A 24,274-nucleotide genomic window follows, 5' to 3' on the forward strand; every position below is an offset into this window, starting at 1 on the left:
ATGGGCGACGGCTCCTTCCTCAACCAGGTTCATCACCTGATCGGGCCCTGCATCGTGCTTGCGCTGGTCTCGACCGCGGTCTGGAGCCGCTACATGCGGTCGTCCATGCTGGATGTGGTCAACCAGGACTATATCCGTACCGCACGCGCCAAGGGCGTGCCGGAGCGGCAGATCCTGATGCGCCATGCCCTGCGCAACGCGCTGCTGCCGATGATCACCATCACCGGTTTGCACGTGCCGACGCTACTCTCCGGCGCGCTGGTGACCGAGACGGTGTTCACCTGGCCAGGGATGGGCCGGCTCTTCCTCGATTCGATCAGCTACCGCGACTATCCCGTGGTCATGGGCATCCTGATGTTCACCGCCGTCCTCGTCCTGCTGGGGTCGCTGCTTGCCGACCTGCTCTATGGCGTCGCCGACCCACGCATAGCGAGGGGCTGACGATGAACGACATGCCCTTCACCAGCACTGCCGAGCCGGCGCTGCCGCCGGCTCCCGGCTTCTGGAATAGCCCGGGCCTGCGCCGCTTCCGGCGGCACAGGCTCGCCGTCTTCGGCGCGGCGACGATCATCTTCCTGACGCTCGCCTGCATCGTCGGCCCCTGGCTCCTGCCTTACACCGACACCTTCATCGATATCCGCAATCGCTTCGCGCCGCCCTTCGCCGGCCCGCATGTGCTCGGCACCGACCCGCTCGGCCGCGACATCCTTGCGCGCCTCCTGATGGCGGGGCGGATTTCGCTGGCGGTCGGCTTCTCGGCCATGGCGATCGCGATGGCGATCGGCATCGTCGTCGGCATGGTCGCCGGCTTCTACGAGGGGGCGCTGGGCGCCGCGCTGATGCGCTTTGTCGACGCGATGCTGTGTTTCCCCTCGATCTTTTTGCTGCTGGCGATCTCGGCGCTGATCTCTCCCTCCGTGCCGTCGATCATCCTGCTGATCGCGATGACCTCCTGGATGGAGGTCGCCCGCGTCGTCGAGGCGCAGATCCGCTCGCTGAAGACGCGCGAATTCGCGCAAGCCGCCGTCTCCTTCGGCGCAAGCAACCGGCGCATCATGGTCCGCGAGCTCCTGCCGAACGCGATCGCGCCGATCGTCGTCGCGGCGACGCTCAATGTCGCCCATGCGATCCTGGCCGAGAGCTACATCTCCTTCCTCGGCTTCGGCATCCAGCCGCCGACGCCCAGCTGGGGCAACATGCTCGAAAGCGCCCAGAGCTACCTCACCAGCGCGCCCTGGCTGGCGATCATTCCCGGCGCCGCGATCACACTCGCGGTCACCAGCTTCAACTTCATCGGGGACGGCCTGCGCGACGCGCTCGATCCGAGGATGGAGGGGCAGTGACGGGCGAGGTCGCCGAACTCTGGCGCTATCCGGTCAGCTCGATGGCCGGCGAGCAGCTGGCTCAGCTTCACGTCGAGGTCGGCGGCGTCGCCGGCGACCGGATCTGGGGGCTGCTCGATGCCGCGACCGGCCGCATCGCTTCGCCCGGCCGCGAGAAGTACTTCGTCGGCGTACCCCGCGCCCATGCCAAGGCCACGGGCGAAGGCGTCGCGCTCTCTCTCGATGGCCAGCGCTGGGCTGAGCCAGAGGATACGGAGCTGCTGGAGGGCCTGTCACAGGCTTTCGGTTTCATGCCGCTGCTGAAGCCATTCGATGCCTTCGGTTCGGGCGGATTCAGGCCGCGCTACGAGCATGCGCCGATCCATCTGGTCACCAGCGCGGCACTGCGCAGCCTCGAACGGGAGCTGCCCGGTAGCGTCATCGATGCGCGCCGCTTCCGGCCCAATATCCTCGTCGATTGGCCTGACGGCACCGACGCCATTCCGGAGCATGGCTGGATCGGTCGCGAGATCAGGATCGGAGAGGTCGTGCTGCGCGGGCGCGAGCCTTGCGGACGCTGCGGCTTCATCACCATCGCGCAGGAAGGCCTGCCTGTCGACGTCGAGATCCTGCGGACGGTGGTCAAGCGCCACCAACGCAATTTCGGGATCTATTGCGACGTGGAGACGCCCGGCGAGATCGCAGCGGGGGCAGCTGTGACCGTCGACTAGGCCAAGCGGTTACTCGGCCGCCTGCGCGATTTCAGGGGCATCCTGCGCGACCTCGGGGATTTGCGGGTAGTCCCGCCGAACGGCGGCAAAGGCGGCGCCGACATCGGCCACGCCAGACCCGTTCCGCATCACGGCGAACAGCTTGGTCTTGGTGAAGAAGCGCCAGTGCACAGGCAGGCCCGCCAGCAGCCGTGTCAGAGCGGCGTAATTGCGTGCTGTCCAGACCTGCTCGAAGGCGTCTCGCTCCGGGCCGAAATGGAAGTGTGTCTCGTGGGCCCGCGTCCTCAGCTTTTCTCGCAGCGTCGCCGTCGCATCGGGATCGACGGTGCCCTTCTCGATCACCACGCCATAGAGCGCTTGCGCCGCCTCGAGGCTCACATAGCCGCGCTCGACATCGAGCAGGACCCGCTCCGGCTCGCGCTCCAATGGCGAGCCACGCCCGCCGCCGCCCGGCGAATGGATATGGATCACGTCGCCCGGCTCGGCGATGGCGATGTCGGTGTTGCCGAGGACGCGCTCATTGGGGCCGCCGGGATTGATGATGAAGTTCGAGGTCTCGGCGGAGAGGCCGCCGAGCGTGCCCCAGGGCCGGAAATGCGAGCGGTCGCGGTTGCGCACGGTGATGCGCGAGTTCGGCGAAAACACCTTGAACTCCATCACTGTCGCGAGCCCGCCGCGCCAGCGCCCGGCTCCCCCTGAATCCGGCAGAAGCCCGTAGCGCATGAACCGGATCGGCACCTCGGTCTCGGTGATCTCGATCGGCGTGTTCTTGAGATAGGCCGCGTCGGCGCCTGAGCCGTTCGGCCCGTCGCGGTGGGGCATGCCGCCGCCGCCGCCGACCACCGGGTTGATCGCCGCGATGACGCTGCGATGCGTCTTTTCGTCTGTGGTCATCACGTTGACGATCGAGCTGGAGCCGGCCGGCGCCGCCGGCAGGCGTTCCGGCGCGGCGAGGCTGAAGGCGCCGAAGATCAGGCTGCGCAGCCGCGCGCAGGTCAGGCTGCGCATGCCGACCGCCGCCGGGAAGGACGGGTTCAGTACCGTTCCTTCCGGCGCGATGCAGGTGAAGGGCCGGGTCAGGCCGGAATTGAGCAGGAGCTGCGGGTTCAGCGTGTAGAGCACATAGTAGACGCCGACGAGCAGCAGCGTATGGCGCGGGTCCGAGCCGGTCGGCACATTGAGCGAGGAGCCGAGCTGCGGGTCCGATCCGGTGAAGTCGAGGATCGCCTCGTCGCCCTTGATGGTCAGCGTCAGCGCCAGCCGGCAGGGATTGCCGTCGACGCCGTCCTCGTCGGCATAGTCGGAGAAGACATACTCGCCATCGGGGATCGAGCGCAGGATCTCGCGGGCCTGATGCTCGGCATAGTCCATCAGCCCGTCGAGCCCGTCCACGAAGCCCTTTGCGCCGAACTTGGCGACCATCGCCTGGATTTTGCGCTCGCCGGTGTTAAGCGCGCCCGCAAGGGCTTTGAGGTCGCCCATGTTCAGCGCGGGCTTGCGCACGTTCATCATCATGATGCGCAGCACGGTCTCATCGAAGGCGCCGTCGCGCATCAGCGTCATCGGCGGGAAGCGGATGCCCTCCTGATGGATCTCGGTGAGCGAGCGCGACAGGCTCGCCGGCACCGCCCCGCCCATGTCGGTGTTATGGACATGGCCGCCGACGAAGCAGACGATCTCGCCCTCGTGGAAGATCGGCTTCCACAGATGCGTGTCGGGGGCATGGGTGGCGAGATAGCCGCTATAGGGATCGTTGGTGAAGGCGATGTCGCCCGGCCGGTAATCCGGCACCATCTCGATGGCGCGGTTGTAGTTCATGCCCGGATACCAGGTCGCGCCCAGATCCATCGGCACGGCGACGACGCGCCCGGTGCGATCCATCACCATCACGGTGAAGTCCTCGGTCTCCTTGACGAAGGTGGAATGCGCCGTGCGGTAGAGCGTGTAGGCCATGTTCTCGGCCGCAGCCCGGCAATGATTGGCCAGGACCTGCAGGGTGACCTTGTCGACCATGATCAGGCTCCCTCGCGCAGGGTAAGATGCAGGTTGAGGAAGGCGTCGACCTCAGCCTCGAAGCCGGCCGGGATGCAGATGGTGGTGTCCTCCTGCGCGACCACGGCCGGGCCGGAGAAATGCTGGCCGCAGCGCAGCGCCTCGCGCTGGAAGAGCGCGACCTCGCGCTCGCTGCCGTCGAGCCAGACCGTGATGAAGCGCGCCGGGATAGCCGCCTCGTCGACCGCTTCGCTCGCCGGGGCGAGCTCGGGCCGCGGCGTCGCGCCGGTGACGACGAGGCGCAGGTTGACGATCTGGACCTCGGCCGCCTCGTCGTTGAAGTCGTAGATGGCAAGGTGCTGGCGGTGGAAGGCGGCGCAGATCGCCACGAGATCACCTTCGACGAGCCAGTTTTCCGAGAGCAGCACCTCGATCTCGAAGGACTGGCCGTGATAGCGCATGTCGGCGCTCAAGCTCTCGACCACGGGGCCGGTGAAGCGCTGGTCCTCGCGGATCCAGGCGAGCCCGTCGCGCTTGAGCTGCGCCAGCGCCTCGCGCAATTGCGGCAACGAAGCCGGCTCCGCCGCGGCGAAGACGCTCTGGATGAAGTCGCCCTTCAGATCGGCGATCAGCCCGCCGAGCGCGCTGACGACGCCGGGCCGGCGCGGCACCTGCACGCGCGGAATCCCGAGCTCGCGCGCCAGGAAGCAGCCGAGCATCGGCCCGGCGCCGCCGAAGGGCATCAGCGCGAAGTCGCGCAGGTCGACGCCGAAGCGGGCGACGAGCTTGTTGACCTCGACGAACATCTCGGAGACGGCGATGGCGATGATCGCCTCGGCGGTCGCCTCGGCGCTGCGGCCGAGCATTGCGGCGACCTCGCCGACCACCTTTTTCGCCAGATCGCGGCGCATGCCGATCTGGTCGTAGGCGAGGGCGGTGTGGCCGAGGAGACCGCAGGTCGCCATAGCATCGGTGACGGTGGCGCGGATGCCGCCGCGGCCATAGCAGGCGGGACCGGGCGTCGAGCCGGCGCTTTCGGGGCCGACCTTGAGCACGCCGAAGGCGTCCGCCCAGGCGATCGAGCCACCGCCGGCGCCGATCGAGGTGACCGAGACGCTCGGCACATAGAGCGGGAAGTCGCCGACGACCTCGCCGGTGCCGAATTGCGGCTGGCCGTCGATGATCAAGGCGAGGTCGGCGCTGGTGCCGCCGATGTCGAGGGTGAGGATGTTCTTCGCCCCGGCCTGCTCGGCGAGATAGGCCGCGCCGATCACGCCCGAGGCCGTGCCCGAGAGCAGCATGTTGACGCAGGCGCGCTTGCCGGTTGCGGCGTTCATCACCCCGCCATTCGACTTGGTCAGCATCGGGCCGGCCGGCACGCCACGGGAGGCGAGCGCCTCCTCGAGCGCGTCGAGATAGCCCGAGACGCGCGGATGGACGTAGCCGTTCAGGATCGCTGTGGTGGTGCGCTCATATTCGCGGATGACCGGCCAGACCTCGCTGGTGGTGAAGACGAAGAGCTCCGGCGCCAGCCCGGCTATCAGCGCCCTGGCTTCGGTTTCGTGGGCGGGATTGCGATAGGCATGCAGGAAGGAGACGATCACGCCGTCGACGCCGCGGGCCCGGAGCTTGGCCACCGCCACCGCGAGAGCCTCGCGGTCGAGCGGCTCGGCAATGCTGCCGTCGGACAGGATGCGCCCGCCGACGCCGAAGACGCGGTCGCGCGGGATCAGCTGCTCCGGGCGGGCGCAGAACAGCGAGTACATGTCCGGCATGCGCAGGCGCGCGAGCTCGATCACGTCCTCGAAGCCGGCGGTGGTGATCAGCCCGAGACGGCTGCCCTTGCGCTGGATGATGGTGTTGATGCCGACCGTGGTGCCGTGGACGAAGGAGACGATCTCCTCCGGCGGGACGGCATGGCGCTGGTTCAAGAGGTCGAGCCCGGCGAGGAGCTCGCGGCCCGGTGCGTCGGGCGTGGTCAGCACCTTGATCGTCTCGACACGGCCGCTGCCGGTCTCCAGCGCGCAGAAATCGATGAAGGTGCCGCCGATGTCGACGCCGATACGCCAGCTCATGATGCGCCTGTTTCAGTAAGGACGGGCGAGTCTTGGCGGCGGCGCCTCCGAGGGTCCAACATCAAAACCGCGGTGCCGGATAAGCCGGCCTTATGCCTCGGGCGCTTCGGGGGTGGGCCGGACGAGATCCAGCTGCTGGCAGGCGGTGCGGATGTGGTTGCGCAGCAGCTCGTGGCTGCGCGAGAGCGGCCGGCGCGTGCTGGTGAGCAGGCAGAGCGGCAGGGCGACATGCGGCCGGAACGGGCGCGTCACCAGGCCGGGAAAATTATGCCAGGGCAGCAGCCCGTCGACGACCGCGACGCCGAGCCCCTGCTGCACGAAGGCGAGGGCGATGATCGAAACGTCGATCTCCATTTCCGGCCGGAACGGCAGGCCTTGCTTGGCCAGCGCGTCGCGCAGCAATTGCCCGGGCAGGGATTCGGCGCGGTAGGAGATCAGCGTCTCGCCGTCGAGGTCCTCGGCGCCGATGACGTCGCGCTCTGCCAGCGCATGGCCGGTCGGCAGCACGCAGACCACGCGGGTGTAGCCGACCACCTCGGTCTCGATGAAGGGGGTGGGCTGGTCCATCATGGCGATGCCGAGCCCGGCCTGGTCGCGGTCGAGCATGGTGAGGATGACCTCGGCGGGCACGACATAGGAGCGTACGCGCGTGTTCGGATGCGCGGTGCGGAAATGGCGCAGCGCCTCCGGAACGAAGGAGAGGGAAGGCGGCGCCGAAGCAGCGAGGCGCACGAGACCGGCCTTGCCATGGCGCAGGTCGCGCGTGCGCCGCCGGAGCATTTCGAGGTCGCCGAACAGGCGCTCGACCTCGGGGTAGATTTCCTCGGCCTCCGGGGTCGGGATCAGCCGGCCCTTGACGCGCAGGAACAGCTTGAAGCCGAGCTCGTCCTCGGTGTGCAGCAGGATCTGGCTCAGCGCCGGTTGCGAGACATTGAGTGCCTCGGCGGCGCCGGTCAGCGTGCCGCAGCGCATGACCATGCGGAAGACTTCGATCTGGCGAGCACGCATGGCGCGATCCTAGAGGCGGCCGCGGCGACTGTCAGCCGTCGCCGCGGCGCCCCCTATGGGACGATCCCAGCCGAGACGGATCCGTCAGCGGATCGGCGGGGCGTATTGCAGGCCGCCCTTGCTCCAGAGGTCGTTCTTGCCCCGGGCGATCTTGAGCACCGAGCCGGCTCCGACGCTGCGCTCGAAGGCCTCGCCGTAATTGCCGACCTGCTTGACGATCCGGTAGGCCCAGTCCGGGGGAAGGCCGATGGCCTCGCCGAATTTACCCTCCTTGCCGAGCAGCCGCCTGATCTCGGGATTCGCCGAGTCGAGCTGCTGATCGACATTGGCCTTGGTCACGCCGAGCTCCTCGGCGTTCAGCATGGCGAAATGCACCCATTTCACCAGGTTGAACCAGTCATGGTCGGCGCTGCGTACCACCGGGCCGAGCGGCTCCTTCGAGATCAGCTCGGGCAGGACCACCGCCTCGTCCGGCTTCACCAGCTTGAGCTTGAGCCCATAGAGCGCCGAGGAATCGTCGGTCAGGGCGTCGCAGCGTCCGGACTCGAAGGCCTTGATCGCCTCGTCGCCCTTGTCGAAGGTAACCGGCTCGTACTTGATGTTGTTCTGGCGGAAATAGTCGGCGACGTTGAGCTCGGTCGTCGTGCCCTGCTGCAGGCAGATCGAGGCGCCGTTGAGCTTGAGCGCGGAGTCGACACCGAGCTTCTTCTGAACCAGGAAAGCCTGGCCGTCATAGTAATTTACGCCGGCGAAGGCCAGCCCGAGCGAGGTGTCGCGCGCCATCGTCCAGGTGCTGGTGCGCGACAGGAGATCGACTTCGCCCGACTGCAGCGCGGTGAAGCGATCCTTGGACGACAGCGGCGTGAACTTGACCTTCTGGGGATCGTTGAAGATCGCGGCCGAGATGGCGCGGCAGAGGTCGACGTCCAGGCCATGCCATTCCCCTTTCTCGTCCGGCAGACCGAAGCCGGCAAGGCCGGGGCTGACGCCGCAGATCAATTCGCCGCGGTTCTTGACGATGGAGAGCGTCGATTTCTGCGCTTGAGCCTGAGCGAGTGTCGCTGAGACGCAAAGGAGAGCGGCGGCGAGTAGGCGCTTCATGGTGTTCCCCTTTTTTGGGCGGCTATGTCGGCCGCGGTGAGCTTGCTGCCATTCCACGAGAACGATCTGCCGTTCTGCCTGTTCGCACCCGCACAAACGCCCATGATGCGAGGCTCGGTTGGCAGGCAGGCGGGAGGCTGCGGCTTCCGCTCGCCGATGCCGTTGCCGCCTCAGCGCTGGTCCCCGCGGTCGCGCATCTCGGCCGGGGCCGAGCATGGCGCCATTGCGCGACGACACCCCCAGGCCCGGCGCTTCGGCCTCGATCACCGTGACCTGCCGGCCGGCCTTCGCGGGGGGCAGGGCGGCGTTGAGGCCGGTGAAGCCGCCGCTGACGATCGCGATCTCCGCCGCTGCGGGCAGCTCGGCTGTAGCGGTGGAGGCAACGTCACGGCAGTTTCCGAAGCGCCGGCAGGCTCGTCGCTGCGGCCCCGGCGTCGGAATGCTTCTGTCTCTGAAAAATATTTTTCAGTTATTTCAAATGGTTATACGATGTTTAAACAATCGAGTGGAAGTGAGGGTACGTCACCTTCGCCCCTTTGCCGTCGTTATGGTGGCTGTCTCAGAACACTCCAGCTCGCCTCGACTTCGGCTGCGGTGGGCAAATCGGCGCCTCGGCGGGTGACGGTGATGGCGGCGGCGGCCGTCGCGTAGGCCAACAATTCACCGATGGCCGGCAGATCGAGCGCCGCGATCGCCTCGGGACGAAGCCGTCCGGTTTTGGCGAGCTGCGCCAGCAGGGCGGCGTGGAACGTGTCCCCGGCTCCGACCGTATCGCGTACGACGACCGGGCGGCCCGGCACGGCAACGCTACCGGCGGCGGAGAAGGCGACCGCTCCCTGCTCCCCTTGCGTGATCACTACCAAGCGGGCGCCGCAGCCGAGCCAATAGGCGCCCGCCTCGGCCAGCGAAACCTTGCCGCCCCAGGCGATGCGCACATCCTCGTCGCTGGCCTTGATCAGCGTGGCGGCTCTGTAGAACCGCTCGGCTGCGGCCGACCAGCGTGCCATGTCGCCGACCACGGTCGGCCGGAGATTGGGGTCGACGCTGATGACGCGCCGTTCTCTTTCACGCTCGGCCAAGGCTGCGAAAGAGGAGCCGATGGGCTCGACCACCATCGTGTAGGAGCCGAATGTCAGGGCCTGGATCTCGGGCGGCAGTTCCGCCGGCAGATCGGCCAGCTCGAGCGAGCGGTCGGCCGCCCCCTCGCCATGGAAGCTGTAGCTCGGCTGTCCGTCAGGGGCGGTCGCGACGGCCGAGATGGTGGACAGCCTGTCTGTCCGTATCAGGAAGCGGTCTTCGACACCTTCCTTGGCGAGGATTTCGGCGAGCAACGTTCCGAAACGATCGCGCGAGATGCCGCCAAGGAAGGCCGTCTCGACCCCGAGCCGCGCCAGGCCAACAGCCACGTTGAATGGCGAGCCTCCCGCGACGGCCCGCGCCGGCATCTCGGTGCCTTCAGGTGGACCGACGAACAGATCGATCAACGCCTCGCCGCACACCAGAATCATGGCTTGGCCCCTTCGCACGGAGAGTTCGGCAAACGTGCCATGGCCCCTCGAATGTCAGCGCCCGCCACGGGGACCAGCTACATTTTGCATGATTGCGCGACTCTCCCGATCCATGGTGCGCAGCAAGGTGGAGACGCGGCGTTTGGCTGTGTGAAGATCCGCCGTCTCGGGCACGGTCGGCAGCGTGAGTTCGCCGATGCCGGACATTGCGCCCATCGCATCGGGGATGGAAGGATACGCCTTGGCAGCGACGGCACCGAGCATGGCGGCGCCAAGCAGGACCGGCTCCGGCGTGGCCGGCAGGGCGACCACGAGTCCCGTCGTGTCGGCCATGATCTGGCGTGCCAGCCTGCTTCGGCTTGCTCCACCGCTCATCACCGTCATCTCGCAGGTGAGGCCGCGTGAGCGGCGCCGCCTTCATCTCGGCGGCGGCGTAGAGAAACAGATCCGGCGCCGGCTTCCCGTTCGCAACCATCTGGGCGGTGAAGATGCGTCCGGAGAACAGCTCGGACAGCCCGGTCAGCGCGAGTGAGAATTCGACGCGGTCGAGATCGCTCGACGAGGCAACGCAATAGAGGGCGGCGAGGCGGCGCAGAACCATCTCGATATTCGCGATGGGGCGCAACTCGTCTGCAAAGGCCCGCCGAACGCGCGCTCTAAGCTCTGCTGGGAAATCATCCGGAATCCGGAGCCCGGCGGCACGATAGTGGTCGGCGATCGAGCGCGTGCTGCGGCCCAGGAATGTGGCGAACACCTCTTCGAGTGTCGTCTCGATACCATAGCCGCGCAGGGTCTCGATCAGGCAACGGCAGCTGATCAGCTCGCTGTCGACCAAGACGCCGTCGCAATCGAAAATGACGAGGTCGAAGCTCATGTCGTCCAGAAGGGTCTTGCCGGAACCGCGGAGCAGCCACCGTCGCTCAGGGTTTCGAGCCCGGCACAGGAGCAACCTCATATAGATCCTATGCCCATTACGTGAGCAATCGCTCTTGCGCTTGGCTTTGGAAAGCGATCACAACAGCCGGACCCTCCACCCTCAGCAGGTTACCCTCGGCAGACATTGCGGTGTGCCAATTGGCCTGAGTCACGGCATGGAGCCGCGGCGAGTGCGCTGCACTGGGCCTATCATCTCCGAGCGCATTTCAACGTGGACGCTCGTCTCGGGGGGGGGGGGGCGGNCCAACGTCCGCCTTGGGCCCGCTCGAGGGATTACGCGAGGGGCGGGTGCCGATGGGCCGAGCCCGATCCCGACGGAAGCTCTCGCCCCCTGAGAGAGAGCTTCCGCTGTGCCAGCGCAAGCAGCATGATGCAGCCGACCGCCGGCCAGGCTGCGCTGACGAGCGCGATCACCGCAAGGTCGGTGGCCGTAAGGAGAGAGCGCTCGGCATCGAGGGCGGAGTTGAGCGCAATCAGGCATGCGCCGAAAAAATACAGCGTAGCGACAATAGCGAGTGCGATTGTCATCCGAACTCGCTCTCAGCGGACTGTCCGCTCATTTGTCCCGATGCCAAGTGGGACTTGACGCCGAAGCGTAAGCTCAGAAATGGCCCTTCGGCTGGAGCCTCAGCGTCGTGCGCGTCGAATCCGCCATTTTCGACAGCAACCAGTCGGGATTGCCGAGATTGAAGTAGGCCTTCAGCAGGAAACGCCAGAACAGCCGTTCAGCCCGCGACGATGGCCCGTGCTGCGCGTAGATCTTCGTGCATTCGGCGACGGTGCGGCTGCCGTGGATCGCGCTGTTGTTGACGCCTGTCCGCCGGAAGCAGGCGATCGGCCGGGCGATCCGGCCATAGGGCTCCTTGGCCAGGGCCCGGCAGAACATGTCGTAGTCGCCGGCATCCCGGTAGGCGATGTCGAAGCCGCACAGCTCCTCGAAGAAGGTCCGGGAGAAATAGGTCGCCATGTGCATGATCGGATTCCAGCCGAGGCAGACGAGCATGGCTGGCGTCATCCAGTTCGGCGGTGCCGCGAGCCCGCCGAGCCCGTGCCCATTCGCATCGATCCAGCGGATGGCGCCGACCACCCAGCGCCGGCGGCTCTTGCGGTAGGCGTCCACGACCGCCGCCGCAGCTCCCGGGAGCATCACGTCGTCGGCGCCGAGAAAGCCGAGCAATTCACCCGTGGAATTGAAGGAGCCCTTGTTGATGGCATCGAAGATGCCGCTGTCCTTGCCCTGCATCACCTTCAGCCCGTAGCTGCGGGCGAGCTCGACGGTGCCGTCGGTGCTGCCGCCATCGACGATGACGTGCTCGATCTCGACCCCGCGCGTCGCATTGCGACGCGCGGACTCGATGCATTCCTTGAGATAGTCGACGGCATTCAGCGTCGGGGTCACGATGGTCACGATCATGGTGTGGTTCCTGCGCTGGAGGCGGTCGGATCAGACGAGCCGGGGCGATGCCGCCATATCCGGCCTGGCTGCGATCATCGGCAGGGTTTCGTCGTCCATCGCATCGGCCTCTTCGACCACCGGAATCCGGGTTACCGCGTTCTGCATGGCCCACATCGCCGCCTGGGTGCGGTTCCTGACGCGCACCTTCCGCAGGATCGCCTTGACGTGCACCTTCACAGTGGCTTCGGCGATCTCCAGCTTGCGTGCGATCACCTTGTTGGATTCGCCGAGCATGAGCCCTTCCAGGATACTCACCTCACGGGCGGAAAGCCCCTGGAACGGCGATCCGTCGGCCCTGCGCTGCACGCCCCGAAGCAAGCGCTGCGGCTCGACCGCGATCTCGGACAGCTGGGAGAGAAGCTCGGGCGGAAATACGGCGCCGTTGGCGATGACGACTTCCAGCGACGTGATGAGATCCTGCGCCGAGACGGATTCGACGAGATAGCCGACCGCGCCGAGCTGCATGGCGCGACGCATCAATTCCCGGCTGTCGCGGAGGGCAAGTGCGACGATCTTGGCGCTCTTGAACTGCCTCTTGATGTCGCCGACGATCGAGCAGGACATGTCGTCGATCACGACGATGAAGAGATCGGGTGTTTGTTGGCTGCTTTCATACCTTTGAAGATCCAGGCTGGTGCTTCTCTGGCTTACATGGAAGCGCGCGCCATCCAACAATTTGGTGATACCCTCCCGAAGCAGGGCGTTGTCGCTCAACACGGCAGTTTCGATAATGTCAGCCATTGTTACTCCCCTTTACTCAAAATAAGGCCGATGCCGCGAATGCAGCAAGAAGCTTAGGCTCTGTGTTTTGGGTGATTTATTATTGATTTATGCGGGCTGGACGTAGTGCGTGTCGGGTAATCACTTCTGGGCATCGAATGGCGAGAAAGGGTGCCGCTACCCTCAGCTCGATGGTTAATAATTAGTACATTCGGATGTAGTCGTCTTGTCAGGAAAAATACGATCCTGTCAGGGAAAACCTTACAAGCGAAAGCGTGCGATGATTGCTGGAGCTTGATATTGACCCCAAGGAATTACTTCAGGTTGTGGGATCGACTTTGAAGATCCGGATGAGATCCTTGGCGAGCACGGCCGCTTCGGTGCGGTTGCGGACATTGAGCGTGCGCATCAGCGCGGAGACGTGGATTTTCGCCGTCGGCTCAGCGATGTGGAGCGCCTGAGCGATCTCCCGGTTCGAAAGCCCGTCCGCCAGCAGCGTCAGGACATCCCGCTGCCGGCGCGTCAGTCCGAACGGGTCCTGCTGCGAGCCGATCCGACGCTGTGGCAGCTCGCGAGCGCGGTGGGCTTCGGTCGTGGAGCCGAACGGGGTCAAGCCGCGCGGCACCGCGAGGCGCCCGGCGAGCACCTCCTGAACCGCTTCGACGATCTCGTCATCCCGCTGCAGTTTCGAAATGAAGCCGTGGAACCCTTCCGCGATATAGTGCAGGACCTGGTCGAAGGTGCCGTTGCCGGAGATGATGACATAGCGCGTCGTCGCGGAAGCCCGCTTGAAGTCCCAGATGATCTGCGGATCGGTGGAGCCCGCCAGGCCGAGGCTGATCAGCACGAGATGGATCGGCTGTTCCTCCATCAGGTTGCGCATCAGGCCGTCGAAATCCTCAGCCTCGAGAAGCTCGGCTTCGGGCAGTGCGGCCTGCAGGATCGTGCGCAGTCCGGTGCGGTAGAGCGCATGTTCGTCGGCAACGAGAATCCTTGCCATGATCGTGCCGCCGCTCTGGTCGCCTTTTCGGTGGGGATGCGACCGCGTTGTCGGGTTTCGTCATTGCAGACGGGCTCCGAGTGCAAGCTCCTATCCCCGGCGATTGTGGTAGCGGGAACGGCCCTTCAAGTCGCGACGCTCTTCGGGAGATGTCATTGCGGGCCGGTAGCCATTATTGTGTCGGTCACGCCAAGCTGAGTACTCCGCACAGGGCCGGATGCTGCAGTTCAGCGCGCCAACGGCGTAGAGCCGTCAGACGTCGAGAATCCAGCCATGGCTGGCGCCGTATCTGATGATGTCGAGGCGCGACTGCAGCATCAGCTTCTTGCAGGCCCTGTAACGGTAGGTTTCGACTGACTTGATGCCAAGACCCGTGCGCCGGGCGATCTCCTTGTTGGAGTGGCCGATCGCGGCCAGGCGCAGGATCTGCATCTCGCGGTAGGTCAGCGTGTCGCTCGCCGTCGCCGTGGTCACGCCGGTGGTTGGACAAAGCTTGCGAACCCATTCCGAGCGAAAGTCCTCCAGGTCGGAATCGATATAGACCCCGCCGCTCAGGACTGACCTGATCGCCTGCGTCACCTTCTCGCCCGCCGAAGCCTTGAGCACGTAGCCGCGAATGCCGATCCGCAGGGCCTTCTGGACGTAGCTGGGCTCTTCGTAATGGGTCAGCATGACGATCCGGATGGCGGGCGTCTCCTCGAGGATGCGCTCGGCCAATGTCAGGCCGCTCATGCCGGGCAGTCCCATGTCGAGGACGACGATATCGGGGCGTTCCCCGCGCACGAGCGCGAGCGCTTCCGCCGCGCAGCTCGCCAGCCCGATCAGTTCGAGATCCGGCAAGCCGCGCACCAGGGCCTGCAGCCCCGCCAGTACGACTGGATGATCGTCGACCAGGATGATCCGAGCCGTCACGACGGGACGCTCCGCTGCGGCCCGCAGGTGAGGGGAACTACGGCGGTGACGATGATGCCCTTGCCGCAGCGTGGCCCCACCGCCAGCGTCCCGCCGATATCGTCCATGCGCTGGCGCATTCCGCGAAGCCCGATGCCGGGGCTGGCGGCGTCGCCCACGGGCTCTACGCCGGGCGCAAAGCCGGGCCCGTCGTCGGCTATCGTGAGCGAGATCGACTTGCCTGCGAAGTCCAGGACGACATCGAGCTTCCGCACGCCGCGCGCGTGCTTGAGCACGTTCGTCAGCGCTTCCTGCGCCACGCGATACAGCGCGGCCTCGACGGCGACGGGCAACAGGTCGGGTTCTGCACCCCTCTTCTTGAAGATGAGGCCAAGCCGTCCATCCGCGGCGAACGAGGCCGCCATGGTTTGGATGGCGCGGCTGAAGCCGAGTTCTTCGATGATGCGTGGCCGGCCGTTGACGACGGCATGGTGAATCTTGCGCCCGACGCCGGCGACATGCACGGCGATCTCGTCGAGGCGCTGTCTCGTCAGTCCGCGCGCGCGCTCCTGCAGCTCTCTCAGCTCCACCAGCACGAGGGCCATCTCCTGCCCGGCATGATCGTGCAGGTCGCGTGCGATGCGCTCGCGCTCGTCGGCGCGGATATGGCTGAGCTCGTCCTTAAGCTCATGCGTGCGCGCCTCCACGACGCGCAGCGCCTCGGCGACGCAGCAATATTGCTCGACCAATCTGAAGCGGTCGCTGCGCAGCTCGTCGAATTGCTGCATGGCGAAGCGGCGCTGCCGCTCCGCCGTCAGGCGCTTCATACGTTCGGCGGTGGCCGAGAAACGCGGGTCGAGCGCGGGAAACAGCCGCAGCAGCAGCGTCGCCGGCCGGCTTTTGCGCCGCGGAACCAGGACATTGCCGAAGCAGCGATAGTCGGTGGTGCCGCCGGGCCCGTCAAAGCGGACCTTTTCGATCAATGGCTGGCGCGAGCCGGAGCAGGCGAGAAGAAAGGTCCGCAAGGCTTCGACCCGGCTCGTGCAGATGTCGAGCAACGACGACAGCGAGCCGCCGGGACCGAGGACCTGGCTGGCGGCGCGGTTGAGCGCGTGGATGCTTCCGTCGCTCAGGGCGATGATGGCAGGCTCGAAATAGGTTTCGAGGTCTAGCTCATGCCGGAGTTGCAGATGCATCATCGCGGAAGTACTCCCTCGTATCAGGCCCGAGTTCTGTTCGCTTCAGATGGAGAACCACGCGGCATCCCGCCGCCCCCTTGGCGATCGTTTCTTCGAGATCGACGGCTGCGTACCCGGTTGAGTTGGCGGCCAGGCGGCCAAAGATGTTCGATGTCAGCATGCAGAGGGAGGGGTGGTTTGCGGCGGCACGTCCAAGCGGGCATGTACAGTTGCCGAATACGACACGGTCTTCGTCCTGCTCGATGACGAAGAATGCCCCGCCGGCGCGATTCTTCAGATCGACCAGGACCTCGATCAACTGATTGCGATTGAGATGTTGGAGGCCTAGCGCCGTTTTGTACTGCTTCTCGATATCCGTTCCCAAACGCGCGGCTATGCTGCTGACATAGGCGCAGGCATCTTCGGCTCCGGCAATGGTCTCGAGCAGCTCGGCCATGTCGGCGACCAAGGTGTTGAAAAGACCATTATGGTCGAAATCGATGTCGAGCGCGCCGATGTTCGGCAGCGCTGAATTGGCGACGGATGGAGTCACGTTGATTGGCCCTCGTGAATTGATTGCTGTCTCGCTCGAAGGATATCGGTACGAAAGTCACGCAAGGTCGTTTGGTCTGCTGAGAAAAAATCTTCTCGATGGCCGCTCAGGCCATCGAATTCGAGTTCAGATTGTGTGTTGTTAGTTAAGGGGTTATGTGCTGATTTTTCAGCTCATTAAATTATTGAAGATAAAAGGAAATTTTCAATACATAATCTGATATTGAATTCATCGGACATGCTATAAAAATACTATTTGGAATTTTTTGATAATATTCTTTAGCAAAAAACAGCTGAGTGAAAGATAGGGCTTGCTAGGTTCTCTGGCGGCTTTAGCTTTCGTCGAATTCCGCAGGGGGGCACTCTGCAGGGTATGCAAGAAGAGCGATTACAGGTCGACGATGGGCAGAGCGATCGCCGGAATAAGCCGAACACGATCTCCCGTCTCAAGATGCATATCTTCCCAGCGATAATAGCACATTATCACGATGTGTCCGCCTGAAATTGAGTGGGTCTGTCTTAAACGGCTTCTACAAAACCTGAATTCTAACATAAGTTGTAATTGCCGTGCTGCCTCGTCTCGCGGGATTCGGCGGGTTCCAAGGTTTATGGGGTTGTTGTCGGAATTTTAGAAATAATAGAGAGAGATTTACTGGTAGTATGGCGATTATAACATTTGAAACAAGATTCAAAATGTTAATAATGAGTTAATAAAACTGGATAGATCGAGCTTTACCCTAAGTAGATTTATAACGTGAATTCACAGATCCGTTCTTTTCGGTGAAAGATGTCTCATATGTACGCAAATGAATTGCGGGCAATGTAATCATCCTCCTGGTCATAAAATCGTGATCGTCGTCAGCGAGCCGACATTCTATCGTCGAAGGGTGCGCTGCGTGCCTAAGTAAAAGGCTTGCCCAAAGGTCACTGTTGACGGCTGTTCACATTCGCGAGGGCGGCTGCAACCTCTGAGAATCAGTCATTTGGCGAGCAAATTCGGCCGATGAACCCGGCGATTCAGGGGTAGAGCAAGAAGTTTGCGAAGTCGCCGCCAGGCAAAGGGCAGAAAGCTCCGCTCGGCATGGTCGACGGGCGTGTGCAGCATTAGGCCCGGATCGATCAGCATCGCCCCGCCGGTCAGCGAGGCAAGGCGGCGATTGAAGACGAGATGCTCGCAGAGCGCAGGGCCGACCTGGAGATAGCTGCCGAGACGGTAGCTGTCGGCGCGATAGAGGCAGAGGCCGTTGAAGGTCGAGGCGCATCTGATCTCGCGATCGCTCGTGAGGGCCCGCTGGTACGGATAGATCCGTGAGCGGAAGAACCGATAGTATCTCACGATGCCGGTCCGGCTCTTCGCGAGCTCATCGAGCAGCGTCACGAAGGATCGCTGCTCGTCCTCGAAGGCCAGGAGATCGTAATAGTGCGGGCGCGATGTCGCCGACACGCCGAAAATGCCGGGCCGATCGAGTTTCGAGGCCGCGGCGAGCAGGGCAGGGACCGTGGGCGGTGTCGCGATGACATTGTCGATGTCGAGAACACAGACGAAACGCGGCGAGATGCCCGAGCTTTCGAGTTCGCTCTTGAGCCGTTCCCGGCCCAGCGCCATCCGTCTGAGACGCTCGGGCTCGCCGGCCATGAAGGTGGTCGGGACGAGGATGATCTCTCCGCGCGCCTCTGCGCGCTGAAGCAGCGTGCGCGTTCCGTCGCGCGAACCGTTCTCGCCGACGAAGGCGGCGACGTGCGAGCCGCTGCGCCTCAGCGTTTCGAGCAGCTCCAGGAAGCGCGGGACCGTGCCGGCGCAGTCCTTGGCCAGGGCCAGGAAGGCGAAATCCGGCCGCGCGGTCTCCTCGTGCCTCACCGCTCCGGCGTCCTGATGGCGATCAACGACTTCGGCAGGAACAGGACGTTCTCGGTCAGGATCTCCGCATCCGGAAACAGTTCGGCGAGCTGGGCCCGGTCGAGCATCGTGGTGCCTTCGACGATCTGCATGGCCTGGTCGAGGGAAGCGGCCTTGGCGTAGAAGCCGCGCGCCTTGCTCGACACCATCCGCCGCTGCAGCGGCAGTGGCAGCCAGTGCATCATCGGCGCATTGCTGTGCGGATCGAGCGGAAACCAGAAGTTCGGCGTCTGCACGTAATAGGCCGGGGCGAGCCGCCTGATCTCGGCCGCGACGCGCTTCATGTCGGACCAGCGGCCGACATGCTCGATCAGCGAATTGGAGTGGACGAAGTCGAAGCTGAGATCGTCGAACTCGCGGACGTCGCGCGCATCCCCCTGGACGACATGGAAGCGGGGATCGGGTGATGGCGGCTTGGCCTCGATGTTCAGGAGCCAGATCTCGACCCCGGAGGCGGGCAGATCGAACTGCCAGTAGTCGGCGTCTCCTCCGAGGTCGAGGATGCGGCACGATCCCCGTTTGTCGATCAGGGTGTCGATGATCGGGCGGACATAGGTCCTGAAGCGTTCCTCGCGGAACTGCGAGCGGCGGAACGATCGCGGGATCATGTTCATGAGCTCTTGACCTCGCGATGCCGTGCGGTTCTGGAGCACGATCCTAGCGATGACCGTCCGGCCGGCAGCCTGGTCCGAGGACTGAGCACCTAGAGCTTGCGGACTAAGCCGTTCGGGAGGGCTAGTCGGGCTGCACGATCCGGCCGCTGGCCTCCTGGCCGAGGCTGCGGAAGGCGTTGTAGGAGACAGGCTCATGCCCCCAGATGAAGAGGGGCGCATCGGTCGGCCGGCGCAGGACATAGGTGTTGCGGTCGAACCGGTTCCCGCCCGTTTCGATGATCCCGAAGTTCGGATTCGAAGCGGAGACGTCGCTGGCCCCGCCGGAGAGGCCGGTATCGCCCTCGTAGACGATCTCGTTGTCGTGCACCGTGTTGCCTGCCGTCTTGTAGAACAGTTTTACTGAGCCGGCTCTCTGCCTGGGTTGATCGAGCCGCTCGCGGCCCTGGTCGACGATGACGATCCCGGTGCTGCCCTCGGCCACGGTGACCGTGTTGCCGTAGACGTGCACGCCTTCGGACGCCGCGATCTGGATGCCGGCGCCCCAGACCCAGAAGCTGCCCTGCTGGCCGCCGCGCCCGGTCCCGTTCAGGCGAACGATGTTGTTGCGGATGATGGCGTCGAAGCTGATCTCGTAGAAGATGCCGGCGTCCGAATTGCGCTCGACGAGGTTGTTCTCGAAGACGACGTTGCGACAGTCGACGTCGCACCACAGTCCCGAGCCGTAATTGTCATGGACATGGTTGCCGCGCAGCGTCAGGCGCTCGACCTTGCCGGCCTTGACGCCGCCGGCCTCCCAGCCGGCATCGAAGCCGTGGATGTTGTTCTCGTAGATCTCGTTGTTCTCGATCACGACGTCGGCGCCATTGGGCGAAATCCCGAGCTGGCCGTTGTTGTGGACCTTGTTGCCGCGGACGATGCTCCTGTCACCGGTCGCGATCCCCGATCCGCTGTTGAAGCGGACCTCGTTGCCTTCGATCAGCCAGTCGGTGGCACGCGCATTCTCGTCGCCGAAGATCGCTCCCTGCTGGGCCGGCGTCGCGTATTTCTCGACGATCAGGCCTTTGACGGTGACGCCGCGCGCGCCCGCGTTGTTGAACGCATAGAGCTGCCGCGTCCTCTCCAGGGTACGCCCGCGCGGATCATCGGCGAAATAGCTCAGCCCGGTGGCGGCGTCGGAATAGACGCGTCCGGACTGCAGATCGGCGCGGTCGGCGACCGGCTCCAGCGGCCGGCCATCGAGGAAGAAGCGCCGGGGATCGTTGCAGCGCGCGCGCTGGGGCAGGCAAGTGCCGAACGCTACGACCTCGAGCTTCGACGTGGCGGTCACCCAGAAAAGCCCCTTCCGGCGGATGTCGGTGACCAGCTCGGCGCCGTTGAGCACGGCGCCGGGCTGGCCGATGAAAACCTGCCTGTCCTTGGGCGCGATCAGCTGGGCCCGGTGGATGCCGGCGGCGATGCAGAAGATCGTCCCCGGCGACGCCTTCTCGACAAGAGCCTGGATGGCGGCCCCGACCGGAACCGGGATCGAACCGGGCGGGCAGGGGGCGGTCTCGGCGGCTTCGGAGCGCGGGCTGCCCAGCAGCATCATCGCCCCGAGGAGAGTGGCCCCGGCGATACGCGCGCCGCCGCGCGCCATCCGTCCGAAGCGAGGGGGCGCCTCGACCACGTGCCAGGCGCGGTAGACCATCAACGAGCCGAAGCCGATCCCGAACAGGATCCAGAAGGGAATGCCGAGCATCGGCCCTTCGAGCGCGACGTCGAAGGACGCATCGATGACGATCGAGGCAAAATAGCAGACCAGGAAGACGAAGTAGCGCCCCCAATCGAGGTCGCCGCGCCGCCAGGCGAGATGGGCGGCCCGCAGCAGCGCCAGGGTCCAGCTGCCGATCGTCAGGAGCCAGAGAAACAGTCCTGTGACGCCGCCACGAGCGAGATAGGTCATGTGCACGCTGTGGGGACTGCGTACCGTCGGCCCGCCGCGCTCGAGGCCGACGACGAACCCGTCTGCCTCCGCCAGATTCATGCCGAAGCCCTTGCCAGTCCAGAAATACGGGCCGTGGATGGTGTAGTCGCGGATCGCCTGCCACCAGCTCAGCCGCCATTGCTTGGTGCCGTCGAGATTGTTGGCATCGCTCGATCCGGCGACGCTGGCGAGGTTCTCGACCACGGCGACGGCGCTGATCGGCCGCTCGCCGCGGGGCAGGTCGATCTCGAAATCCGCGGCGTAGGCCACGAGCAGGACCAGCGTAAGCGCAGCGGTTATGGCGGTGAGGCGGCCGATCTGGCCGGTCAGGACCATGGCGAGGACCAGCGGGACCAGCAAGGCGAGCATGCCGCCGCGGCTCTGGCTGGCGACGAGCAGGGCCGCGCCGAGCGCGCCGACGAGCCAGGTCCGGCTGACCTTGCAAAGGCCGACCAGGACGAGCACGAGCGCGCCGCAGAGATGCGCGGCGAGCTCGCCTGAACGCACCGAGATGATCTCGACATTCTGGCCGGGCAGCTTCGGGATCGAGGCGCCGAAGAACCGCGCGATCAGATAAAGGACGATGGCGATCGGGATCAGCACGCGCGCATGCACCCTGAAGTAGCCGACGATCTGGGCGATGCGGATCGGGCGCTCGATCAGCAGAGCGGCGACGATGAAAGCGAAGCCGGCATAGAGCGCGACCGCGCCGTCCCGGAATGCGTCGACCCCGTAGGGCCCGATGCCTTGCAGCGTCCGCAGCAGGACCCAGCCCATGAGCACGGCCGCGCTGATCGCCGGCACCGTGGTGAGCAGCGCCGTCGTGCAGCCCGAAGCGAGGAAGGCGAGCAGGCCGAGCGCGAACAGGATCTCGCCGACAAAAAGCGGCGGCAGGCCGAGATAGGCGAAGCTCTTGCCGAAGACGACATATCCGGCAAAGCCGAGTGCCAGGATCGGCAGATAACGATCGGTCGCCCGCCGGTCGGCCGCAACTCCAGTCGGTGCTCGTGATAGTCCCTTCACCGCCACCTCGGTCTGCGCTGCAAAGCCGTCGCGCGAAGAGCTTACCGCCCGGGCCGGCTGGGGCAGGCTGGGCATTCGAGGTAGCCAAGCGGGCAAGGAGGGCGCTTCACCACCTTTTGGGCAGTCCCTATGCCCAGAGCGGCAGGCGCGCGGACGACGCTAGACTTCGAACCGTGAAGATGTGGCCGGGCGATCGCCAGCGGAGGCTCGATGACATGCAGCGCGTGGCCCGGATCGGCGGGTCGTTCGCCCTCCCGGGGCAGGACAGGCCAGGCGACAAGGCATGGACGGGCATGAGAGCGCGTCTTCGAGCAATGCGCGATCCGGCGCTATGCTTCGGCGACCAGGCGCTCTCCAGTGCCTGCAATTTCCTGACGACGATCCTGCTCGCCCGGGCGCTGGGCCTCGAAGCCTTCGGCGTCTACACGATGGTTTGGCTTGCGATCTATTTCGCAATGAGCTTCCAGCTCGGCCTCATCGTCAGCCCGATGATGAGCATCGGTACGCAAGAGCGAGAGAGCGACGCCGAGGCCTACTACACCGTGGTCTTCCTGCACCAGGCCGGCTACGTCGTTGTCGCCACCACAGCGATCTTCGCCGTTCTGATGTTTGCGGCCGGCCCTGTCGCGTCTCTCGCCGACGTCGCGCTGCCGGGGGCGATGGCTGCAGCTTGCTATCTGACGCAGGATTTCCTGCGACGTTACCTGTTCGTCCGCCGCCGGCCCGCGGCTGTTCTGCTGATCGACGCGATCAATCAGGTCCTCAAGCTCGGGGCGCTCGCGGCGCTCTGGCAGGCCGGGACGATCAGCGTCGTAAATGCTCTGTGGGCCGTAGCGGGCGCTGCGATGGTCTCGACGGTCTGTGGCTTGAGCATGTCGGGGCCTCTCCTGTGGAGGCCGCAAATCCTGATCAGCGTCACTATGCGGCAATGGCGGTCGGCGCGGTGGCTGGTTCTGTCCGGTTCCGTGCAATGGGTGCTCAGTTATAGCGGCCTCCTGGTCACGGCCGGGCTCTTCGGGCCCAAGGTTCTCGGTGCGCTGAGGGCGGCGCAGAGCCTCCTCGCCGTTCTTAATGTGGTGCGGGAGGCGCTGGAGAACATCGTTCCACCAATGGCCGGAAAAGCGCTCGCCGAGGGCGGCATGCCCGGTCTCCAGAGAACCCTCGGTCGCGCCATGCTGTTCGCCGGTCTGACCGGTTCGGCGGTGGTCCTTGGCCTCGGGCTGTTCGGCCCCTGGCTGTTGCACCAGCTCTATGGCGGCGAGATCCTCGAATTCGACTGGGTGATCATCTGGTATTCCTTCGCCTTCCCCATGGCGCTGATGAGCGTGGTGCTCGGCTGTGCCTTCCGGGCGTTGGAGCGCACGCGGGCGGTTTTCCTCGCAGCGCTCATCGGAGGCTGTCTCAACCTGCTGGTGGTCTATCCGGCCGCGCTCGTCTTCGGCGTGGCGGGGCTGATCGTGGTGACGCTCCTGTCGGAACTTACGGCCCTGATCGTCCTGGTGATGCTGGCGTTCCGGATACCTGGCCTGCTGGCGCGCCCGCCGGCCGTATCCGCCGGTGGCCGCATGATGACGGTGCCCTCGCCATGATGCCGCTGCCATCCTCCGAGGTGCATCTTTGGTGCTGCCGCGTCGACCTTCACGCGGCCGAGGCGGCCGAGCGGCGCGGGATCCTCTCGGACGAGGAACGCGCCCGTGCCGACCGCTTCCATGACGCAAAGGCGCGGATCGCTTTCGTCGTGGCGCGGAACTGGCTGCGGCGCGTCCTGGCGCTCTACATCCCGATCGCGCCGCCGCAGCTCCGCTTCGGCGAGACCGCTTTCGGCAAGCCGTTCCTCGCGAACGAGCATGGCGGGCGGCCCGTTGCCTTCAATCTCAGCCATTCCGGCGAGCTCGCGATCGTCGCGGTCGCGGAAGGAATGTCTGTCGGCGTCGATATCGAACGTATCAGGCCGATCTCGGCCGATCTCCTGGCGGGATGTCTCGCGCCGCGGGAATTCGCCATGCTCGCGGCTCTGACGCCGGAATTGCGCGAGGAATCCTTCATTCGTTGCTGGACGCGGAAAGAGGCGTGCCTGAAGGCGATCGGCGTCGGCCTCAATGGCAGCCCGTCGAGCTTCGAAGTCTCGCTCGATCCGTTCAGGGCGCGGCTTCTGGCGGTCGAATCCGACCAGGCCGAGGCCGATCTCTGGCAGCTCGCCGATCTCGAGCCGGCTCCGGGTTATTGCGGCACGCTGGCCGCGCGCCATCGCGGCTGGTCCCCGGTCTGGATGGCCCGGCCATAGTCTCGCCGGCGGGAAGGCTCCCG

The 24,274-nt window shown here is 65.2% G+C and carries 21 protein-coding genes and 2 pseudogenes; 6 read left to right on the forward strand and 17 right to left on the reverse strand.

Annotated elements, in window-relative coordinates:
- The 3 genes from ASE66_RS33425 to ASE66_RS25670 all read left to right on the forward strand — a co-directional run.
- Positions 1–441 (forward strand): ABC transporter permease (locus ASE66_RS33425; protein WP_244495060.1); only part of this gene is annotated, 441 nt, incomplete at its 5' end.
- Positions 442–443: 2 nt separating this feature from the next.
- The gene (locus ASE66_RS25665; RefSeq protein WP_244495061.1) at positions 444–1,343 is read left to right on the forward strand and encodes an ABC transporter permease; all 900 of its coding nucleotides are present in this window, start codon (positions 444–446) and stop codon (positions 1,341–1,343) included.
- A complete protein-coding gene (locus ASE66_RS25670; RefSeq protein ID WP_057192559.1) occupies positions 1,340–2,053 on the forward strand; it encodes an MOSC domain-containing protein in 714 nt (237 codons plus the stop codon). The genes ASE66_RS25665 and ASE66_RS25670 overlap by 4 nt, the downstream gene beginning before the upstream one ends.
- Positions 2,054–2,062: 9 nt before the next feature.
- Here ASE66_RS25670 and ASE66_RS25675 read toward each other — a convergent pair whose 3' ends face one another.
- From ASE66_RS25675 to ASE66_RS25700, 7 genes and pseudogenes are all read right to left on the reverse strand, one after another.
- The gene (locus ASE66_RS25675; protein WP_057192560.1) at positions 2,063–4,066 is read right to left on the reverse strand and encodes a hydantoinase B/oxoprolinase family protein; all 2,004 of its coding nucleotides are present in this window, start codon (positions 4,064–4,066) and stop codon (positions 2,063–2,065) included.
- Positions 4,067–4,068: 2 nt separating this feature from the next.
- Entirely contained in the window at positions 4,069–6,120 is a 2,052-nt protein-coding gene (locus ASE66_RS25680; protein WP_057192561.1) for a hydantoinase/oxoprolinase family protein, read from the reverse strand.
- A 90-nt stretch (positions 6,121–6,210) separates the two neighbouring features.
- Positions 6,211–7,128 carry a LysR family transcriptional regulator gene (locus ASE66_RS25685; RefSeq protein ID WP_057192562.1) on the reverse strand — a complete coding sequence of 306 codons (918 nt, stop codon included), beginning with the start codon at positions 7,126–7,128 and terminating at the stop codon, positions 6,211–6,213.
- Between the two features lie 84 nt (positions 7,129–7,212).
- The gene (locus ASE66_RS25690) at positions 7,213–8,229 is read right to left on the reverse strand and encodes an amino acid ABC transporter substrate-binding protein (protein WP_057192563.1); all 1,017 of its coding nucleotides are present in this window, start codon (positions 8,227–8,229) and stop codon (positions 7,213–7,215) included.
- Positions 8,230–8,319: 90 nt separating this feature from the next.
- Positions 8,320–8,691 (reverse strand): annotated as a pseudogene (locus ASE66_RS34040) (FAD-dependent oxidoreductase); the annotation flags it as partial.
- Positions 8,692–8,774: 83 nt separating this feature from the next.
- A complete protein-coding gene (locus tag ASE66_RS25695; protein ID WP_057192564.1) occupies positions 8,775–9,737 on the reverse strand; it encodes a carbohydrate kinase family protein in 963 nt (320 codons plus the stop codon).
- A 54-nt stretch (positions 9,738–9,791) separates the two neighbouring features.
- Positions 9,792–10,070, reverse strand: a complete 279-nt coding sequence (locus tag ASE66_RS25700; RefSeq protein WP_413814293.1) for a hypothetical protein — start codon at positions 10,068–10,070, stop codon at positions 9,792–9,794.
- On the opposite strand from ASE66_RS25700, the gene ASE66_RS33430 reads away from it, so the two are divergent.
- Positions 10,060–10,269: a hypothetical protein gene (locus ASE66_RS33430; RefSeq protein WP_244495105.1), complete on the forward strand. Its 210-nt coding sequence runs from the start codon at positions 10,060–10,062 to the stop codon at positions 10,267–10,269. The two genes, ASE66_RS25700 and ASE66_RS33430, sit on opposite strands and share 11 nt — an antisense overlap.
- Here ASE66_RS33430 and ASE66_RS31625 read toward each other — a convergent pair.
- From ASE66_RS31625 to ASE66_RS25750, 10 genes and pseudogenes are all read right to left on the reverse strand, one after another.
- Positions 10,204–10,692 (reverse strand): annotated as a pseudogene (locus tag ASE66_RS31625) (HAD hydrolase-like protein); the annotation flags it as partial. The gene ASE66_RS33430 and the pseudogene ASE66_RS31625 sit on opposite strands and share 66 nt — an antisense overlap.
- 582 nt (positions 10,693–11,274) lie before the next feature.
- Positions 11,275–12,087: a glycosyltransferase family 2 protein gene (locus ASE66_RS25710; RefSeq protein ID WP_057192567.1), complete on the reverse strand. Its 813-nt coding sequence runs from the start codon at positions 12,085–12,087 to the stop codon at positions 11,275–11,277.
- Positions 12,088–12,117: 30 nt separating this feature from the next.
- Entirely contained in the window at positions 12,118–12,870 is a 753-nt protein-coding gene (locus ASE66_RS25715) for a response regulator transcription factor (RefSeq protein WP_057192568.1), read from the reverse strand.
- 298 nt (positions 12,871–13,168) lie between these two features.
- Positions 13,169–13,849, reverse strand: a complete 681-nt coding sequence (locus ASE66_RS25720; protein WP_057192569.1) for a LuxR C-terminal-related transcriptional regulator — start codon at positions 13,847–13,849, stop codon at positions 13,169–13,171.
- 252 nt (positions 13,850–14,101) lie between these two features.
- Positions 14,102–14,761: a response regulator transcription factor gene (locus tag ASE66_RS25725; protein ID WP_057192570.1), complete on the reverse strand. Its 660-nt coding sequence runs from the start codon at positions 14,759–14,761 to the stop codon at positions 14,102–14,104.
- The gene (locus ASE66_RS25730; RefSeq protein ID WP_210178649.1) at positions 14,758–15,798 is read right to left on the reverse strand and encodes an ATP-binding protein; all 1,041 of its coding nucleotides are present in this window, start codon (positions 15,796–15,798) and stop codon (positions 14,758–14,760) included. The genes ASE66_RS25725 and ASE66_RS25730 overlap by 4 nt, the downstream gene beginning before the upstream one ends.
- 115 nt (positions 15,799–15,913) lie before the next feature.
- Positions 15,914–16,471 (reverse strand): methanogen output domain 1-containing protein, encoded by a 558-nt coding sequence (locus tag ASE66_RS25735; RefSeq protein WP_057192572.1) that lies wholly within the window; start codon positions 16,469–16,471, stop codon positions 15,914–15,916.
- A gap of 978 nt (positions 16,472–17,449) precedes the next feature.
- Entirely contained in the window at positions 17,450–18,328 is an 879-nt protein-coding gene (locus ASE66_RS25740) for a glycosyltransferase family 2 protein (protein WP_057192573.1), read from the reverse strand.
- Positions 18,325–18,975 (reverse strand): class I SAM-dependent methyltransferase, encoded by a 651-nt coding sequence (locus ASE66_RS25745; protein ID WP_082613814.1) that lies wholly within the window; start codon positions 18,973–18,975, stop codon positions 18,325–18,327. The genes ASE66_RS25740 and ASE66_RS25745 overlap by 4 nt, the downstream gene beginning before the upstream one ends.
- A 127-nt stretch (positions 18,976–19,102) precedes the next feature.
- The gene (locus ASE66_RS25750) at positions 19,103–22,042 is read right to left on the reverse strand and encodes a right-handed parallel beta-helix repeat-containing protein (protein WP_057192575.1); all 2,940 of its coding nucleotides are present in this window, start codon (positions 22,040–22,042) and stop codon (positions 19,103–19,105) included.
- Between the two features lie 218 nt (positions 22,043–22,260).
- Here ASE66_RS25750 and ASE66_RS25755 point away from each other — a divergent pair, with 218 nt between their 5' ends.
- Positions 22,261–23,556: a lipopolysaccharide biosynthesis protein gene (locus tag ASE66_RS25755; RefSeq protein ID WP_162262535.1), complete on the forward strand. Its 1,296-nt coding sequence runs from the start codon at positions 22,261–22,263 to the stop codon at positions 23,554–23,556.
- Positions 23,553–24,251: a 4'-phosphopantetheinyl transferase family protein gene (locus ASE66_RS25760; RefSeq protein ID WP_057192577.1), complete on the forward strand. Its 699-nt coding sequence runs from the start codon at positions 23,553–23,555 to the stop codon at positions 24,249–24,251. The genes ASE66_RS25755 and ASE66_RS25760 overlap by 4 nt, the downstream gene beginning before the upstream one ends.
- The last annotated feature ends 23 nt before the right edge of the window (positions 24,252–24,274 follow it).

It is taken from the genome of Allobosea sp. Root483D1 (assembly GCF_001429505.1).
In the GTDB taxonomy this organism is placed as follows: Bacteria; Pseudomonadota; Alphaproteobacteria; order Rhizobiales; family Beijerinckiaceae; genus Allobosea.